The 16,928-nt window shown below is 71.5% G+C and carries 19 protein-coding genes and 1 pseudogene; 5 read left to right on the top strand and 15 right to left on the bottom strand.

Annotated elements, in window-relative coordinates:
* Positions 1-234 precede the first annotated feature (234 nt).
* A complete protein-coding gene (locus tag ACH47Z_RS33085) occupies positions 235-696 on the top strand; it encodes a GNAT family N-acetyltransferase (RefSeq protein ID WP_399080344.1) in 462 nt (153 codons plus the stop codon).
* A 9-nt stretch (positions 697-705) separates the two neighbouring features.
* Here the strand turns inward: ACH47Z_RS33085 and ACH47Z_RS33080 are convergent, their stop codons facing one another.
* The 3 genes and pseudogenes from ACH47Z_RS33080 to ACH47Z_RS33070 form a co-directional block, all read right to left on the bottom strand.
* Positions 706-996, bottom strand: coding sequence for a transposase (locus ACH47Z_RS33080; protein WP_399080327.1), 291 nt, complete (start codon positions 994-996; stop codon positions 706-708).
* 242 nt (positions 997-1,238) lie between these two features.
* Positions 1,239-1,313, bottom strand: a pseudogene (locus tag ACH47Z_RS33075) (hypothetical protein); the annotation flags it as partial.
* An 84-nt stretch (positions 1,314-1,397) separates the two neighbouring features.
* Positions 1,398-2,609: an MFS transporter gene (locus ACH47Z_RS33070; RefSeq protein WP_399080326.1), complete on the bottom strand. Its 1,212-nt coding sequence runs from the start codon at positions 2,607-2,609 to the stop codon at positions 1,398-1,400.
* A 132-nt stretch (positions 2,610-2,741) separates the two neighbouring features.
* Here ACH47Z_RS33070 and ACH47Z_RS33065 point away from each other — a divergent pair, with 132 nt between their 5' ends.
* Positions 2,742-3,242: a GNAT family N-acetyltransferase gene (locus tag ACH47Z_RS33065; protein WP_399080324.1), complete on the top strand. Its 501-nt coding sequence runs from the start codon at positions 2,742-2,744 to the stop codon at positions 3,240-3,242.
* A 6-nt stretch (positions 3,243-3,248) separates the two neighbouring features.
* Here the strand turns inward: ACH47Z_RS33065 and ACH47Z_RS33060 are convergent, their stop codons facing one another.
* The 9 genes from ACH47Z_RS33060 to ACH47Z_RS33020 form a co-directional block, all read right to left on the bottom strand.
* Positions 3,249-4,100 carry an EamA family transporter gene (locus ACH47Z_RS33060; RefSeq protein WP_399080342.1) on the bottom strand — a complete coding sequence of 284 codons (852 nt, stop codon included), beginning with the start codon at positions 4,098-4,100 and terminating at the stop codon, positions 3,249-3,251.
* Positions 4,006-4,221, bottom strand: coding sequence for a hypothetical protein (locus ACH47Z_RS33055; RefSeq protein ID WP_399080348.1), 216 nt, complete (start codon positions 4,219-4,221; stop codon positions 4,006-4,008). The genes ACH47Z_RS33060 and ACH47Z_RS33055 overlap by 95 nt, the downstream gene beginning before the upstream one ends.
* A 33-nt stretch (positions 4,222-4,254) precedes the next feature.
* A complete protein-coding gene (locus ACH47Z_RS33050; RefSeq protein WP_399080322.1) occupies positions 4,255-5,784 on the bottom strand; it encodes an aldehyde dehydrogenase family protein in 1,530 nt (509 codons plus the stop codon).
* A 25-nt stretch (positions 5,785-5,809) separates the two neighbouring features.
* Positions 5,810-7,207 (bottom strand): 2-oxoadipate dioxygenase/decarboxylase family protein, encoded by a 1,398-nt coding sequence (locus ACH47Z_RS33045; protein ID WP_399080320.1) that lies wholly within the window; start codon positions 7,205-7,207, stop codon positions 5,810-5,812.
* A gap of 46 nt (positions 7,208-7,253) precedes the next feature.
* Entirely contained in the window at positions 7,254-8,468 is a 1,215-nt protein-coding gene (locus tag ACH47Z_RS33040; RefSeq protein WP_399080318.1) for an NAD(P)/FAD-dependent oxidoreductase, read from the bottom strand.
* 70 nt (positions 8,469-8,538) lie between these two features.
* A complete protein-coding gene (locus ACH47Z_RS33035) occupies positions 8,539-9,183 on the bottom strand; it encodes a dihydrofolate reductase family protein (protein ID WP_399080316.1) in 645 nt (214 codons plus the stop codon).
* A gap of 70 nt (positions 9,184-9,253) precedes the next feature.
* Positions 9,254-10,255, bottom strand: coding sequence for a S66 peptidase family protein (locus tag ACH47Z_RS33030; RefSeq protein WP_399080340.1), 1,002 nt, complete (start codon positions 10,253-10,255; stop codon positions 9,254-9,256).
* Between the two features lie 131 nt (positions 10,256-10,386).
* Positions 10,387-10,977: a dihydrofolate reductase family protein gene (locus ACH47Z_RS33025; RefSeq protein WP_399080314.1), complete on the bottom strand. Its 591-nt coding sequence runs from the start codon at positions 10,975-10,977 to the stop codon at positions 10,387-10,389.
* Between the two features lie 105 nt (positions 10,978-11,082).
* Positions 11,083-11,796 carry an SDR family NAD(P)-dependent oxidoreductase gene (locus tag ACH47Z_RS33020; RefSeq protein WP_399080311.1) on the bottom strand — a complete coding sequence of 238 codons (714 nt, stop codon included), beginning with the start codon at positions 11,794-11,796 and terminating at the stop codon, positions 11,083-11,085.
* Between the two features lie 74 nt (positions 11,797-11,870).
* Here ACH47Z_RS33020 and ACH47Z_RS33015 point away from each other — a divergent pair, with 74 nt between their 5' ends.
* Positions 11,871-12,707, top strand: a complete 837-nt coding sequence (locus ACH47Z_RS33015; RefSeq protein WP_399080310.1) for a helix-turn-helix transcriptional regulator — start codon at positions 11,871-11,873, stop codon at positions 12,705-12,707.
* Here the strand turns inward: ACH47Z_RS33015 and ACH47Z_RS33010 are convergent.
* Both ACH47Z_RS33010 and ACH47Z_RS33005 read right to left on the bottom strand, forming a co-directional pair.
* Positions 12,674-13,336: a response regulator gene (locus ACH47Z_RS33010; RefSeq protein ID WP_399080308.1), complete on the bottom strand. Its 663-nt coding sequence runs from the start codon at positions 13,334-13,336 to the stop codon at positions 12,674-12,676. The two genes, ACH47Z_RS33015 and ACH47Z_RS33010, sit on opposite strands and share 34 nt — an antisense overlap.
* A complete protein-coding gene (locus ACH47Z_RS33005) occupies positions 13,333-14,532 on the bottom strand; it encodes a sensor histidine kinase (RefSeq protein ID WP_399080306.1) in 1,200 nt (399 codons plus the stop codon). The genes ACH47Z_RS33010 and ACH47Z_RS33005 overlap by 4 nt, the downstream gene beginning before the upstream one ends.
* A gap of 240 nt (positions 14,533-14,772) precedes the next feature.
* Between ACH47Z_RS33005 and ACH47Z_RS33000 the strand changes: the two genes are divergently transcribed.
* On the top strand, positions 14,773-15,306 hold the full coding sequence (locus tag ACH47Z_RS33000) for a class I SAM-dependent methyltransferase (RefSeq protein WP_399080304.1): 534 nt from the start codon (positions 14,773-14,775) through the stop codon (positions 15,304-15,306).
* A gap of 63 nt (positions 15,307-15,369) precedes the next feature.
* On the opposite strand, the gene ACH47Z_RS32995 is transcribed toward ACH47Z_RS33000, so the two are convergent.
* A complete protein-coding gene (locus ACH47Z_RS32995) occupies positions 15,370-15,642 on the bottom strand; it encodes a hypothetical protein (protein ID WP_399080301.1) in 273 nt (90 codons plus the stop codon).
* Between the two features lie 156 nt (positions 15,643-15,798).
* Here ACH47Z_RS32995 and ACH47Z_RS32990 point away from each other — a divergent pair, with 156 nt between their 5' ends.
* Positions 15,799-16,890 carry a hypothetical protein gene (locus ACH47Z_RS32990; protein ID WP_399080299.1) on the top strand — a complete coding sequence of 364 codons (1,092 nt, stop codon included), beginning with the start codon at positions 15,799-15,801 and terminating at the stop codon, positions 16,888-16,890.
* The last annotated feature ends 38 nt before the right edge of the window (positions 16,891-16,928 follow it).

The raw sequence follows: 16,928 nt of genomic DNA, 5'->3' as shown, positions 1-16,928 counted from the left end.
TGCGGTGGCGAGGGAGTCCAACTCTGTCTTCACACACTGACGTTGGACTCCCTCTCCTTGCGCGCGCAGCCGATCCCTTGGAATCGATCATCTAGGGCGCGTGTCGAAAGTGGCTGGTTGTGACTCTGTGGCTTGTGTTTCTATGCGGGAGTGAACATCGAAAGCTCCGGAGTGCCTGATGAGAAGCCGAGCCGCTGGATCCGGCAGAGGGCTGATGGTGACGTTGAGGAGTGCGTGCGGGTCCTCGCGGAGGTCCATGCGCGCGACGGCTATCCGGTGAACTGGCCTGATCAGCCGGGCGAGTGGCTGTCACGCGGTCCCCTGCTGGGCTCCTGGGTTGCCGAACTCGAAGGCGGCCTGGTTGGGCACGTCAGTTTGTCGCAAGGCGGCGAAGGTGATCTGGCCCCGATGTTGTGGAGCGAGCGGAACGGGTCGACGCGGGGTATGACCGCCGTGGTCAGCAGGCTGTTCGTTGCACCGCAGGCAAGGGGACATCGGATCGGTGCACTGCTGATCGGTCGAGCAGTGGAGGAAGCGCGGCGTCGTGGCCTGCATCCGGTGCTCGACGTCGTCGCATCCGATACCGCGGCGGCAGCCCTGTATGAGCGGCTGGGCTGGGAGCTGATGGCCACAGTCGAGCAGCAGTGGAGTCCGCACCAGACGGTGGCCGTCCACTGTTACACGGCGCCATCATGACGTGGCCGGTCATAGCCACTCGTTGATGGCCGCGACGAGGACGGTCGCCTCGTAGCGGACCGCGAGCTTGTCATACCGTGTGGCCACGGCCCGGTGCCTTTTCAGGCGGTTGATGCCGCATTCGACTGCGTGCCGAGCTGTGTAGTCCTGCGGGTCGAACTTCGGCGGCCGGCCGCCGTGCGAACCACGTTTCTTGCGGTTGCGGGCCTGGTCGGCTTTGTCCGGGATGGTGCAGCGGATCCCTCGCCGCCGCAGGTAGGCGCGGTTCTTCCGGGAGGCGTATGCCTTGTCGGCCCGCACGCGATTGTCGGCTGCGCGGCCTTCCCGGGCCAAGACGCGGGACGCGGATCTTGGTGGTGTCCGACGACGTCGTGGACTCCCTCCATGAACGGCATGGCCGCGTTGCGCAGCGACAGGGACGGTGAGGCGTGCGTCGCCAGCTCCCACAGACACATGCCGATCCGCACCCGTCGGTCGGTGTTCCGCGCCAGGAAGCCGTACGACACCAGCTCCGCGACCAGCCGTGAGGTGGTCGCCGCATGCAGCCCGGTCCGCCGGGAGATCTCCGATTCGGTCAGGGCCGGCTCCTCCGGCGTGAACGCCTCGAAGATCCGCACGATCCGGGCCAGAACCGACTCGCCGTTCTGTGTCCTCACTGCGCCATCATCGGACGCTTGCGCTCCGCGGCACCCGGGCGTGGCTCATTCCTTTCCGTGCGCCGGGCCGGACAGGTACGCGCCGAGGGCGAGGAGCGCGGCCAGGGCGACCAAGGCGCAGACGGCGCCCCAGCCCAGTTGGGTGTAGGCGCGCGTCCCCAGCCAGGAGCCGGCGCCGGCACCGACGAAGCCACAGGTCATGTAGCCGGTGTTGAGCCGACTGCGGGCCTCGGGGCGCAAGGCGAAGATGCGGGCCTGGTTGGCCACCTGGCCGCACTGCACCGCCACGTCGATCAGGAGCAGTCCCGCGGCGAGGCCGACGATGCCGGCCGGGCCGCCCGTGAGGCCGGTGAGGAGGAGAGCGCCGGAGACGAGGGCGAGCAGAATGCACCACAGGTTGACCCGGTCGGCGCCGTATCGGTCGACCCAGCGTCCGGCCGCGGGGGCCAGGAACATGCTGGCCGCGCCGATCAACGCGAGCAGTCCTACGGCCTGGGTTCCCATGCCGTATCGGGGCCCCGTGATCAGCAGGGCGACCGCGGTCCAGGCCGCGCTGAAGGCGCCGAAGACGGTGACCTGGAAGGAGACCGACCGCCGCAGCCGAGGCTCATGGAGAAGCAACCGAAGCGTGTCGGCGAGCAGGGTGGGATAGCGGTCGCGCACGGCTGGGGCACCGCGCGGCAGGGCGAAGCCGAGAGCGAGGCCCAGGATGCCGGTGAGCACGGCCGCCACCAGGTACGGGGCACGCCAGCCGAGGTGCTCGCCCAGTACGCCGCCAAAGGTGCGGGCCAGCAGAATCCCACCGATCAGTCCGGCCTGAAGGGTGCCGGTGACAGCGCCCCGGCGCTCGGGCCCGGCCATGCCCGCGGCCATGGGCAGCAGGATCTGCGGCACCACGGTGGCCACACCGACCGCCGCGACCGCGGCGAGCAGCGGACCGATGGCCGGGGCGAGGCCGGCGCTGAGCAGGGCCAGGGCGGTCACGGACAGCAGCAGCGTGACGAGCGGACGGCGCGGCAGCCGGTCGCCGAGGGGCACCAGCAGAAAGATCCCGGCGGCGTAGCCGAGCTGGGTGACGGTGGCCAGCACGGCGGCCGCGTTCTGCCCGATACCGAAGTCGTGGGCGACCAACGGCGTGATCGCCTGCGGGAAGTAGACGTTGGCCACGGCGACACCGCAGGCCAGCGCCATCACCAGGGGCAGTCTGCCGCTCAGCTCCGCCTGGGCGGGTGGTGCTGACACAACGGTGCGGGACACGGCACCCTTCCAATCGAACGAACTAGATGGTTCGCTCCAGCCTGACACGACCCATCGCACCGGTCAAACGAACCAGATCGTTCAGCAGCGGCATCATGCTTGGGATGTCATGGACCGACCGAGAGGAACGACATGCGCACCCTGCGTCAGGCCCGCGTCTCCGATCACGCGACGATCGTCGGATGCGTGCAACGGTGGTGGGCGGACTCACGCACCCCCCAGCAGGCCCGCGAGCTGTCCTTGCTGCTGCCCAGACTGTTCCTGCAGTTCTTCTCGGCCACCAGCCTGGTCCTGGAAGACGGAACAGACATCAGGGCGTTTCTTGTCGGTTTCCACTCCGCCGACAACGACACCGAGGCGTACATCCACTTCGTGGGAGTGGACCCCGAACTGCGCGGACACGGCATAGCCCGCGATCTCTACACGGCGTTCTTCCAGCGTGCCGCCGAAGCGGGGCGCACAGACGTGCGCGCGATCACCTCGCCGGCGAACACAGGCTCCATCGCCTTTCACCGCGCCATGGGATTCACCCCGGAGACCGGGGACCGCGAGGTCGACGGTCTGCCCGTTCACACGGACTATGACGGTCCCGGCCAGGACCGGGTGTGCTTCCACAGGAAGATCTCCCGCTGACCGGCCTCAGGTCAGGGCGAGCAGGCTGACGGCGACCGCGGCTGTGCCCAGGCCGATCAGCCGGCCGCGGTGGACGCGTTCGGCGAGGACACCGCGGGCGAGCAGGACCGCGCCGGCCGGGTAGAGGGCGGTGATCACGGCGACGACGGTGAGGTCCCCGTTGCGGGCGGCGAGCAGGAACAGCAGGTTCGCCAGGGAGTCCAGCACACTCGCGGCGGCCGACATGGCGTACGCGGGCCGCTCGGCACCCAGCCTGCGGTGCATCTGCCCCGCTGCGGCCAGGGTGACGGCCGAGGAGACCGCCCGGCCCGTGATCAGCGGAGCCACCCCGCTGTCGGAGGGCGCCTGGTGCAGGAAGATCAGCTGAAGGGCGATCGCGGTACCCGCGCCGAAGGCCAGCAGCAGTGCCGTACGCGAGGGACGTGCGACTCCCGCACCATGTCCGGCGCCGACCTGCACGACCGCCACCAGCGCGAGCGGCAGCCCCACCAGCCCGGCGGCGCCCAGGTGCTCGCCGTGGAGCAGGGCGACGCCGACGGGCAGGGCGGCGGAGACCAGCGCGGTGACGGGCGAGAGCACGTTCATCGGGCCGATCGCCAGGGTGCGGTGGAGCAGGGCGAACGCGGCGGCCGAGGCGGCCCCGGACGCGGCACCCCAGCCGAGGGGCGCGCCACTGAACGAGGCGCCGAGCACGGGCCAGAGAAGCAGTTCGACGGCGAGGCCGGCCGGAGCGGCGACCATCACGGTGCGCAGCACATGGGCCTTACGGGCGCCCGGGCCGCCGAGGAAATCGGCGCATCCGTAGGCGAGTGAGCTGCCCGGGGCCGTGGCCGAGGTCGATCGTCGCCAGCTGAGGATTCGACACGTCCTGCCAAGCGTCCCATCCTTCACGGGTCGAGGGGAGCCGCGCCCCGCCGTAGGGCAGGAGCGTTCCGTCGACGTCCAGGAAGAGCAGCGGGAGCCGGGCAGGATCGGTCATGGCCGCAGGCTATCCGCCTCGCCCGGCGCCCGGTCAGAGGAAGCTGACCCCCTGGGCGAGAGGCAGTTCGCTGGAGTAGTTGACGGTGTTGGTGGCCGAGCGCATGTAGGACTTCCAGGCGTCGGAGCCGGACTCGCGGCCGCCACCGGTGTCCTTCTCTCCCCCGAAGGCGCCGCCGATCTCGGCTCCGGAGGTGCCGATGTTGACGTTGGCGATGCCGCAGTCCGAGCCGGCGACCGACAGGAAGATCTCGGCTTCCCGCTGGTCGCGGGTGAAGATGCTGGACGACAGTCCCTGCGGGACGTCGTTGTGGAGCGCGATCGCCTCGTCGAGGGTGTCGTAGGTGAGGACGTACAGGATCGGTGCGAAGGTCTCCTCCCGTACGACGTCGGTCTGTTCGTCGACGCGGACGAGGACCGGTTCGGTGTAGGCCGCCGCGGGTGCCGCCTCGGCCAGGCGCCGGTTTCCGCCCGCCAAGATCTTGCCGCCCTGGGCCTGCACCCGGGTGAGGGCGTGGTGCATGGCGTCGAGGGCCGTGGTGGAGATGAGCGGGCCGACGAGCGTGGTGTCGTCGAGCGGGTTGCCGATCGGAAGTCTGGTGTAGGCGGAGGTCAGCCGCTCGGTGAGGGTGTCGGCGATGTCGCGGTGGACGATGAGGCGGCGCAGTGTCGTACAGCGCTGGCCCGCGGTGCCGGCCGCGGCGAAGACGATGGCCGGGACGGCGAGGTCGAGGTCGGCGGACGGGGCGACGATCGCGGCGTTGTTGCCGCCGAGTTCCAGCAGGCTGCGGCCGAAGCGGGCGGCGACGCGGGGGCCGACCTCGCGACCCATGCGGGTGGAGCCGGTGGCGCTGACGAGGGCGACGCGGGGGTCGTCCACGAGCTTCTCGCCGACCGCGCGGTCGCCGAGGAGCAGGCGGTGGACATCACGCGGGGCGCCGGCCTCGGCGGCCGCGCGGGCGAGCAGGTGGTCGCAGGCCAGGGAGGTCAGCGGGGTGAGTTCCGAGGGCTTCCAGACCACGGTGTCGCCGCAGACGAGAGCGATGGCGGTGTTCCATGACCACACCGCGGCGGGGAAGTTGAAGGCGGAGATGACGCCGACCACGCCCAGGGGGTGCCAGGTCTCGGCGAGGCGGTGGCCGGGGCGTTCGGAGGCGATCGTGCGGCCGTAGAGCTGGCGGGACAGGCCTACGGCGAAGTCGCAGATGTCGATCATCTCCTGGATCTCGCCGAGCGCCTCGGAGCGGATCTTGCCCGCCTCGATGGTGACGAGGTCGGCCAGGTCGCTCTTGTGCTCGCGCAGCAACTCGCCGAGACGGCGGACGAGTTCGCCACGGCGGGGCGCGGGTGTGACGCGCCAGGTGAGGAAGGCCGTACGGGCGGCGGCGACGGCCTCCTCCGTGTCGGCGTCGGTCGCGGCCGTCAGTCCGAAGAGCCGCTCGCCGGTCAGGGGCGAGCGGGCGTGGAGGTCGTCCCCTGCGGGCACGCCGACGCCGATGTGCCCGAGGGCGGCACGGGCGCGGGTGCGCAGTTCGTCCGTGGTGGGCAGTGCGGTGCTGGTCATGGGGGTCCTTGAGGGGGGTGAGGGGTCAGCCGAGGATGTCGGGGAGGTCCAGCTCGCGGGCGACGTGTGCGAGGGAGCGGTTCCGCTGCTCCTCGTAGCGGGCGAAGGGGTCGAGGACGTCGCGGCCGATGGCGCCGGAGAGCCAGGCGGCGTCGTACGCGGCTCCCTGCTGGTCGTTGTCGCGGATGCCCTCCCCGCTGAGGTTGGACTGGAAGATGCCCGCGGCGGAACGGGGCAGGAAGTCCTCGTAGACGACGGGCTCGGCGCGTACCCAGCCCTGCCGCACCAGGTCACCGATGGTGGTGGGCGGCCTGCTGCCGTCGCGCGGGCGGTCGTCGGTGACCCGGTAGGTGAAGAAGGCCAGTCCCCCGGCGGCGAGTTCCTCCTCGCTGCCGGGCATGTGCCGCTCCCACACCTCGCGTGCGAGGTCGCCGCGCGATTCCGTGGGATTCAGGGTGGCCAACTCGTCGACGCGACCCAGCAGTTCGTCGTACAGGGCACGGCCCTGGCGGGTGAGGGCGATGCCGCGGGCTTCGACCTCGCCGAAACGGACCCGCAGGGTGCCGCTGACGACGCTGCCGTCGGGGGTGCGCATGGCGCGGGGTTCGGCCAGGGCGCGGAAGGAGGTCTGCCGCAGCAGGACGTCGGGCCCCTTCCAGGCCGGCGGGCCCTGGATGGTGTCGATCATCTCGATGCCGCGGTCCGTCATGCGGCGGTACAGCTCGTCGATGTCGAGGACGCGCGGGGTGAGATGGTTGATGTGTGTGCTGCGGACACCACCGATGTCCGCGGCGACGGCGGAGACCTTCTCCAGGGTTTCGTACCACGCCCTGTCCACCGGTTCGGCCGACAACTCGAAGACCTCGACCGCCAGTTGAAGGAACCGCTCCGCCTCGTCCTCGGGCAGTCCGCTCTCGGCGGCGGCGCGGTCGGCCAGCGCGAGCAGTTCGGGGGGAAAGAGTTCACGGCCCGCGAGGAAGGCCTCCAGGCGCGAGCGCAGGTCGGCGTCGAAGAAACGGGGGTCGGCGGGGGTGAGCATGGAGGTGAACACCCGGAAGGGGTTGCGTGCCAGTTCGCCGCCGTCGACGGGCCGGAAGGCGGTGGAGATGACGGGTACGGCGCTGGCGGCGGCCTCCCTCAGGTCGTAGAAGCCGACGGGGTGCATGCCGAGAGCGGCGAAGACGCGGGCGACCTGCCGCAGTTCGCCTGGTGTGCCGACGCGGATGGCGCCGTGCCGTTCGGCGGTCACCCGGCTGATGGATCCGAGGCGTTCGGCGTCGGCTCCCCGCGTGCGCAGGACGTCCTCGTTGACCTCCCGCGCGACGTCCACGAGCGTGGTGTAGGCGGGAACCTCCTGCCCGTACATCTGCGACAGCCGCGCCGCGAACGCGGCCCGCAGCCGCCACTGGCTGATCGTCGACATGGTTCGGCCTTTCGGTCGGGGTTCACACCGCGTGAGCCGTCGGTCCTCACACCACGTGGGCTTCGGGGCGGGTGTCGGCTCCGTGGCGGAACCGGTCGGCGCTGAGCGGGGAGACGTCGGTGGACGGTTCGCGGTCCAGGTACAGGTCGCGCATGACTTCGCCGACCGCGGGCGCCTGCAGGAAGCCGTGACCGGAGAAGCCGGTGGCGTAGAGGAAGCCGGGCAGTTCTCGGGAGCGGCCGATCAGCGCGTTGTGGTCCGGCGTGACCTCGTACAGGCCCGCCCAGCCGCCGGCGGTCCTCAGCTCGGCCAGGGCCGGGGCGCGGCGGCGGGCGACGGTACGGAACAGTTCCAGCCAGTGCGGGGTCCAGGTGGTGTCGAAGCCGTCCTCCTGGTCGGGGTCCGCGAGCCCGAGCAGCAGGCCGTCGTCGCTGTTGTGGAAGTAGGCCGTCGAGGAGAAGTCGATGGTGAACGGGATGCGTGGGGCGGGCGGGGTGAGCGGCGCGGTGAACGCCAGCTGTCGCTTCACCGGCCGCACCGGGAGATCGACGCCCGCCATGTCGCCGATCCGCGCCGACCAGGCTCCTGCCGTGCAGATGACGGTGGAGCACGCGATGCGGCCCTGGCTGGTGTGCACGCCGACGATGCGGTCTCCGGCGGTGTCGATGCCGCGGACGGCGGTGTGGGTGGCGAGGGTGACGCCGGCCCGGGCCGCCGCCCGCGCATAGCCCTGGACGACCAGTGCGGGGCGGGCGTGGCCGTCGGCCGGGGAGTACGCGGCGGCCACGAGGCCCTCGGTGCTGACGTACGGGCACAGGTGCCGGGCCTCCTCGGGGCTGATCATGCGGCTCGGCACGTCGAGGCTGTTCTGGAGGCCGACGCCGGTCTCGAAGTCCCTCGCCTGCTCGTCGCTGTCGAGCAGGAAGAGGTAGCCGACGGTGTCGAGCCCGATGTCGGCGCCGGGCCGGTGGCGGAAGTCCCGGAAGGCACGCAGGCTGCGCCGGCCCAGCTCGATGTTGAGCGGGTCGGAGAACTGGGCGCGTACCCCGCCGATCGGCTTGCCCGAGCTGCCGCAGCCGAGGTCGCCGCGTTCGACGACGACGATGTCCTTCACCCCGGCCTCGGCGAGGTGGAACGCGGTGCTCGCACCCATCACCCCGCCACCGATGATCACGACATCGGCGGAGGCCGGAACGGCACGGAACGCGGAGGAGGACAAACAGGCAACTCCCTTCCTGCCGGTGAGCTGTCTCTGCGTCATCGTGCAGCAACGTGACAGTTGCCGTCCATCAACTGTCACTGTTTCCGATCTCTTGGGGGATCTCCCTGGATCACTTTCGCCAGAACAGGTGGTGCGTCACTCCGCTCGGGCTCGGCACGACCTCCAGGTGGAACCGGTCGAGCAGTTCGTCGGGCGACTCCCAGAGCCGTACTCCGGACCCGAGCTTCACCGGCGAGACCGCCACGTGCAGGGTGTCGACCAGGTCGGCGTCGAGGAACTCCCGGATCGTGGTGGCTCCGCCGCCGAGTCGGACGTCCTTGCCCTGCGCCGCCTCCCGTGCCTGCTCGAGCACCGAGGCCGGGTCGCCGTCGACGAAGTGGAAGGTGGTGTCGGAGAGAGTGAACGACGGACGCGTGTGGTGGGTCATGACGAACACCGGGGTGCGGAACGGGGGTTCGTCACCCCACCACCCGCGCCACTCATGGTCCTGCCAGGGTCCGCGCTGGGGCCCGAACTTGTTGCGGCCCATGATCTCGGCACCGATGTTGCGGGCGTAGTCCCGCGTGAGGTAGTCGTCGAGCCCACGACTCCCCCCGGGGTCGGTACGCATCGGCCAGCTCGCCGTGGCACCGGCCCAGGCGAACAGCTTCTCGGGCTCGACGTGGCCGAACGGTCTTTCGAAGGTCTGGTCCTCGCCGGCGCCGATGCCGTCACTGGAGACGTTGAAGTTCTGGACCCTCAGCAGCTGAGTCACGTGTTCCTCCCTGTGTTGTCGGTGACGCGGGTGAGACTCTCCGGGCCGCGGAAACTCATCGGCGCCTCCCTCAGTACGTCACCGTGATCCGTCGCGCCGGGCCGTCCACGCTGATCCAGCCACCATAGGGGATCACCAGCTGGGGATCGGTGTGCCCGAGGTCGACGTCGAAGACCGCCATGGTGTGCGGGGCGTACGCCGCCAGCGCGCGGAGCACCGCTTCACGCTGCTCAGTGGCGTAGCGCCGCTTGTCGTCCGTGGCGTTCGGCCGCTGGAAGGACCACGCTTTGGCGCGCCCCATCAACAGGGCCGGGAAGCGTGCCAGCAGGCCCCGCTCCCCCATGTTGCGCAGGATACGGAAGACCTCGTCCGCGCTCGGCAGCTCCTCCGACGTCTCCAGGAACAGCACGCCGCCCTCGTACGCCGCGGGGTCGCGTGCGATCTCACGGTCGGCCATCAGCAGCCACGAGAGAATCTCCAGATTGCCGCCCCAGGCACGGCCCTCGACAAGCCGGTCGGGCTGGTGCCAGATCCAGCCGTCGGCGGGCTGGGTGTCCGGTTCCCTGTCGAACGTGGCCGGATCGGCCCAGTCGCGGTCCGTGTCGCGGTAGCGCTCGGCAGGGCGGAGTTCGTACGGGCCCGAGGTGAACAGGGCCGCGCGCACCGAGTCCGCGGTCGCGGGGTGCAGTGCGTACGGGCGCCCGATCTCGGTCATCAGGCAGCCGCCGTGGTAGGCGACCATGCCCAGATTGCGCAGGAAGAGCAGCAGATTGGTGTTGTCGCTGTAGCCGAAGAAGGGCTTGGGGTTGGCGCGGATCAACTCACGGTCCAGATACGGAAGCACGGTGATCTGGTCGTCGCCGCCGATCGTGGCCATCACTGCCTTGATGGTCGGATCGGAGAAGGCCGCGTGGATGTCGGCGGCACGCTCCTCGGGTGTGGAGCTCATTTTGCGGGTCGTGGGGTATTCCACCGGTTCGAGGCCGAAATCCTCACGTAGTCGCTTGAGCCCCAACTCGTAGGGCAGGGGGAGGACTTCCGGCAGTCCGGACGAGGGCGAGAGGATCGCCATACGGTCGCCGGGCACGGGCTTGGGGGGATACACAGGTGCGTTCACGCAGGGCAGACTAGGTGTCGGAGCGGACTCTGATCATCCTCATTTCGGCGAGGCCGGCAGCCGGCAGCGGCGCCGACATCCAGGGGCTAGCGACGGGTGAGGCGGGTGAGGGTGACACCGTTGGGGAAGGCGGTGCGCTCGGCGACGTCGAAGACGGTGGGGTCGAAGGCGCCGTCGAAGGCCGGGATCCCGGCGCCGGCGACGACGGGGTAGTTCTTGACGACCAGTTCGTCGATCTCGGGCAGCAGGGCACCGGCGAGCTTGCCGCCGCCGCACAGCCAGACGTTCAGTCCCGCGTCCTCCCGCTTCAGCTCGCGGACGAGGGTGAGCGGGTCGCCCGGGACGACGGTCACGGCCGGGTCCGTGTCGGGCTTGAGGGTGCTGGACACCACGTACTGACGCAGGTGCGCGTACGGACTGGTGATCCCCGCGTCGAGGGCGGGACGGTAGGTGCCGAGGCCCATGACGACGGTGTCGAAGTGCCGGTTGGGCGCGTCCGTCAGGCCGACCGCGGCGCGGTAGGCCGTCGGGACCGTCTCGGGGAACAGCGTGTTGGTCCAGGTCGAGTAGGCGGCGGACTGCTGTTCGTCGCCACCGGGGAAGAAGTCGAACTCGCCACCGGGACCGGCGATGCGGCCATCGAGCGAGACGGCGACGTAGTACACGAGCTTTCGCAACTCGATAACTCCAAGCGTAGTACTTTTGAGGAAGTGGTTTGACTGTAGTACTACACCCGGAGTGGTGTCAACGGACCCTCCCCTCGCGCACCGGACCGCACGGGTTCACCAGGGCACCGGCGTCCCGTCCCAGGAGAAGAAGCCGCCTGACGGGCCGTCATCCGGTAGCAGTGCCAGTCGTACGGCCCCGCGCGCACCCTCTTCCGGGTCGCCGCCCCGGGCCCTGGCCCGGGGGTTGAGATCGGTGGCCCGCGCGCCGGGGGCGAGCGCGTTCACCTTGAAGGGCTCGCCGAGCGTCTGGGCGTAGAAGACGGTGAGCGCGTTGAGGGCGGACTTGGCGGAGCGGTAGGCGGCGCCGTAACCGTTGCCCGGGGTGAACTGCGGGTTGGGGCCGGTGCTCCAGGTGAGGGAAGCGGTGCCGCTGGAGACGTTCACGATGCGGGGGCGGGCCGAGCGGCGCAGGGCGGGCAGGAAGGCGTTGGTGACGGCGACGACACCGAAGACATTCGTCTCGTAGGTCTGGCGGAAGTCCGCCAGGGTGGCCTCGGCGGGCGGGTCGAGCGTGACGGCGATGCCGGCGTTGTTGACCAGCACGTCCAGGCGGCCGACGCGGGCCGCGGCGCGCGCGATGCCGTCCGCGTCGGTGACGTCGAGGAGCAGCGGGCGGGCGCCGGCGCCGATCTCCGCCGCCGCGGCCTCCCCGCGTCCGGCGTCACGGGAACCGACGTACACGGTGAAGCCCTCCGCGGTGAGCAGACGGGCGATGTGGTGGCCGATGCCCTTGTTGGCACCGGTGACGAGTGCTGTGCGATCGTTCATGCCAGCCACGGTTCCCCGGCCGGCGCCGTCCTGCCAGGGATCACCTGTACCAGGCAGGACGAGGAGGCAGCGGCATGGCGAGGCAGGAACTGGCCCGCTTCCTGCGGGAACGCCGGGCGGGGCTCAGCGCGCGGGAGGTCGGCCTGCCGGAGGACGCCCCGCGCCGAACGCCCGGTCTGCGCCGGGAGGAGGTCGCGGAGCTGGCCCATGTGTCGGTCGACTACTACGTCCGGCTCGAACAGGCCCGCGGCCCCCGCCCCTCACCCCGCGTCCTGGACGCGCTCGCCGCCGCACTGCGCCTCGCCCCGGCCGAACGCAGTCACCTCTTCCGGCTCGCCGGCTCGGCCGCCCCGCCCGCCGCTCGGCCCGTACGACGCGTGCGCCCGCAGGTGGCGCGGATGCTTGAGCGGCTGCCCGGAACCGCGGCGATCGTGACCGACGCCACCTACGGTCTGGTCGCCTGGAACCCGGCGGCCCGGGCCCTGCTCGGCGACGACCTGACGCGGCACACGACCAACCTGGCGCGGCGGCGCTTCCTCGGTGAGGGGCGGACGTACGAGACGTCCGGCACACCGGAGTTCGGACACATCGCGGTGGCGCGGCTGCGCCGGGCCGCCGACCGCTACCCGCAGGATCCCCAACTCACCCTTCTGCTGGATGAGTTGCGCGCCGGGAGCGAGGAGTTCCGGGAGATCTGGCAGGCCCATCCGGTGCACGCGCCGGGCCACCGCACCAAGACCCTGAACCATCCGGACCTCGGCAGGCTGCGGCTGAACTGCGATGTGCTGCTGGTGCCGGAGGACGACCAGGAGGTGGTCCTGATCACGGCCGACCCCGGCTCGCCCGCCGCCCGTGCGCTGGAGTCCCTCGTGACCCGTCAGGCACCGACGCGGACCAGCCCGCTCTCGTAGGCGAAGATCACGGCATGCACGCGGTCCCGGAGGTCCAACTTGCCCAGGATCCGGCCGAGATGGGTCTTGACCGTCGTCTCGCCGAGATACAGCCGACCGGCGATCTCCCGATTGCTCAGGCCGCACGCCACCAGCGTGAGCACCTCCCGTTCCCGGTCCGTCAGCAGGCCGAGGCGATCGGTGTCGGCGGCGGAGCTCTCCGGCAGCACGAAGCGCTCCACCATGCGGCGGATCACCGAGGGCGCCATCATCACGTCGCCGCGCAGGACCGCACGGACGGTCACCAGGATCTCCTCGCCGAGCGCGTCCTTCACCAGGAAGCCGCTGGCCCCGGCGCGCAGGGCACCGTACGCGTACTCGTCGAGATCGAACGTCGTCACCACCAGCACCTTGGGCGCGGCCGGGTCGGCGCACAGCCGGCGGGTGGCGGCGAGGCCGTCCACGCCGGGCATGCGGACGTCCATCAGGACCAGGTCGGGGCGGAGTTCGGCACTGCGCTCCAGCGCCGTCCGCCCGTCTTCCGCCTCGCCGACGACCGTCAGATCGGGCTGGCTGTCGATGACCATGCGCAGTCCCATCCGGATCAGTTCCTGGTCGTCGCAGAGCAGGATCCGGGCCGGGGCGCTCACCCTGTCATCGCCGGGACCGGCCGGGGCCGCAGGGTAGCGGCCACGCGCCAGCCGCCGCCGCGCGTCGGGCCGGCCTCGACGGTGCCGCCGTACCGGGCGGCCCGCTCCCGCATGCCGGTCAGGCCGCGTCCGGCGGAGGGCGGTGCGGGACGGCTGGCGACGGCGGTGCTACCGGCCGTGTTGTCGACGCGGACGTGGATCCGGCGGTCCGGTCCCGGCTCGCCGAGGTCGACGCGGACCCGGGCCCGCGCGTCCGGCGGGGCGTGCTTGGCCACGTTGGTCAGCGCCTCCTGCACGATCCGGTACGTCTCCTCGACCACCTCGTCCGGCAACTCGGCGTGCCCGCCGCACAGTTCGAGGGTGGCCTCGGTGGGACAGCGGGCGACGAGCGGGGCGAGGTCGTCCAGGGTGTGCGCGGCCGCTTCCTCGTCGCGCAACACGTCCAGCAGGCGGCGGAGTTCACCGAGCGCGTCCCGCCCGGCGGCGCCGATCACGGCGAGAGCCCGGTCGGCTGCGGTGGGGTCGCCGGCACCGGCCAGCCGCGCGCCCTCGGCGTTGAGGACCATCACCGTCACCCCGTGCGCGAGGACGTCGTGGATGTCACGGGCGATACGGGCCCGTTCCTCGGCGACGGCGGCACGGGCCTGCGCCAGCCGTGTCGACTCGGCCAGTTCGGCGCGCCGGGCGAACTCGCCCAGGTAGGCGCGGCGGGCCCGGACGTACGCGCCGAACACCCACGACACGGCGAGCCAGAACACCACGGAGACCGGGATGAACCACACGTCGCGGCCCCGCGCGGCCGATGCCGTCAGCCAGTCCGGCATCCACAGCAGGACACACGACGCGGCGCACACCGCGCAGAGGGCCGCCTGCCGGCGCAGCCCCCGCACCACCAGGGTGTAGAAGACCGCGGCCAGCGCGATGACCCCGCGTCCCGGCTCCTGGCCCCACACATGCCACAGATACTGCGCCCAGAAAGCGGCCGTGACGACCGCGGCGGCCAGCACCGGCCGACGGCGCCGCACCAGCAGGGGCAGCACGAAGGCGGCGTACACCACGACCTGCACCCACACCGGCCGCCAGCCGGGGCGTTCGCCGATCACCGGGGGCACGGCGACGAAGGCGACGAGCACGGCGTCGGTCAGCCAAGGGTGGCGCAGCCGCCAGCGCGGCAGGGTCTGGATCAGGCGAAGCACCGGTTCACGCTACGACGCCGGAGACCTGCCGGTCGTCGTCCCGGGGTCGTCACCGGGGTCCTCCCACAGGGCTACGCGGGCGGGACCGGAGGACTACCCGAGAGGGACCGGAGCAGTACCCGGACGGGCCCCGAGGATCACACGGGCAGGCCGGGGATACGACGCGAGGCCACAAAGCCGCTGCCCAGCATGTCGGCTGTGTCACTGTCACTCACCACTCAGTTCCTCAGGCGCCCCCTCATGACGGGCGCGGTCGCCGCCAGCTCGCGCCGGCTGGCCCGGGCCATGACCCAGCACATCGGGCTCGAGGAGGCGAAGCTCGTCGTCGAACTCGGCCCGGGCACCGGCGTGTTCACCGACGCCGTGCTCGGCCTGTTGGCGCCGGACGCCCGGCTCGTCGCCATCGAACTCAACCCGCGCCTGGCCGAGCAGCTCGCGGCGACCCGCCGGGACGGCCGGCTCACCGTGGTGCACGGTGCCGCGGCCGAACTGGCCGAGGCTGCCGGCGGGCCGGTGGACGCGGTGGTGTCCGGGCTTCCGTGGACCGTGATGCCGTCGGCCGAACGGCGGCGGACGCTGGACGCGGTCGTGCGCGCACTGGCGCCGGGCGGCCGGTTCACCACCTTCGCCTATCTGCACGCCGCGTGGACCCCGCCCGGCCGTCGGCTCGCCGCGGACCTGCGGGACCGTTTCCACGCGGTGGACCGCGGCCCCGTGGTGTGGCCCAATCTGCCGCCGGCCTTCGTGCACCGGGCGGTGTCGCCCATACGGTGACCCGGCGCGCGCCGGGTAACTGTCGTACAGGGACGCAGGAGAGGCCCCCGGTGTCGATGCCCTTCATGGCGCGTCGCCGACCCAGTCGAAGCGGCCCGGGTCGTCGGGGCGCGGGGTGTATATCGCCCGGCCGCCGGCACCGAACTGCCCCAGCTCGGTGGCGAGGGAGACACCGTTGCCGATCTCGTCCCGCGTCCGGCCGGTGACGTCCAACAGCAGCCCGTCCAGGGGGCCACCGACCAGTTCCACGTAACGCTGTCCCGTCCGCGGGCCCGGCTGGTCGTAGTCCTGGCCGTAGACCCGGCCGCGCAGCAGCTGCTCGTCGTCGCTGTCCATACGGATCAGCTTCGCAGGCACCACTGACACAGCCACGGCGCGTGACCGTGCACGTGTGTTGCCCACACCGTGCACCGGGAACGGTCATTCGCCGCGGGGGTCCGGCCGGGGGCTCCGACGCCGGAAATCGGTTCGCCGTGGAGGCCCGGTCCGGGCATGATTCCCGTCGTGCGGGAGGTCGGGAGGCGGCGCGGGCGGTACACGCTGAGGGAGCCGGAGAGCGGTCACGTCTGGGGCGTGTGCGACGCGGTGGACGGGCTCTTCGGGGAGCCCCGGCGCGGGATCTACGAACTGTTCGGCTGGGTACCGGACGGCGCCGAGGCGCTCGGCTGGATCGGCAGCCGGGTGTGGCTCGTGCCGGACGACGAGGCGCTCGGGCCGTGGCTCCTGCAAGACGGCGAGAGCCATGGGCGGCTCTCCGGCACGGACAGCCTCGTACTCACCGGCCTGGACGACTACGAAGGCCCACCCGAGGCGTACCGGGGTCCCGTGCGTGTGCATGACGGGCGGGGCCGGCTGGGCTCCTGCCGAGAGTTCGTCCGCATCGTGCCGTCCGGCCGGGCGCCGCGGCCACTCGTCCTGCGCGGGCTCGCCCCGGGAGCAGAGCTGCTCGCGGCACTGGCGAAGGGCACCCGACGGGCGCTGGACCTCGAGCAAGCCGCCCTCGAGATCTACGACGACCAGGGGGAGCCGCTCGTCGAACGGCTGCTGTGGGCCAGAGTCAGCGCGTGGCGCCCGTCCGCTCCCGGAACGGATCTGATCGACCTCGAACTCGACGGGGAGCTCGTCACGCCCGTTCCCGAACACGCGCGGGCCGTCTGGGAACGGTGGCTCGCCGGACCGCCGGACACCCCGGGCGAGTGGGCCGGCCTCGGCACCCGGGACCGCGACGTCTGGCTCGATCTCGTCCGTGGGCGGCCGGGCCAGCGTGTCCGCCGTGACCGGCCGGCTGGTCACGCCTACGTCCTCGACGGAAGGCACATCACCGATGAACCGGGCCTGTACCTGGCGCTCGGTGAGGCGGTGAACGGCCCCGGTGGCTACTTCGGCGGCTGTCCGGCCGCCCTCGACGACTGCCTGGGCGGCGCCTTCGGCTACACCGCCCCGGCCACCCTGCTCTGGCGGGACGCCGCGACCGCGCGCGAGCACCTGTCCCGGACGCTGACGGCGGACGGCGAGCCCTACGACGAGTTCGCCGGGGTCCTGAAGGTCCTGGCCGAGGGCGGCATGCGGGTCACCCTGGCCTGAACGCCGTCCGCGGCGCCGGGCTGTACGGCCATCCCTGC

The sequence above is a fragment of the Streptomyces sp. NPDC020192 genome, from assembly GCF_044388685.1.
Taxonomy (GTDB): Bacteria; Actinomycetota; Actinomycetes; order Streptomycetales; family Streptomycetaceae; genus Streptomyces.
The sequence above is the reverse complement of the archived record's forward strand: the minus strand, read 5'-3'. Positions and strand labels throughout refer to the sequence as shown.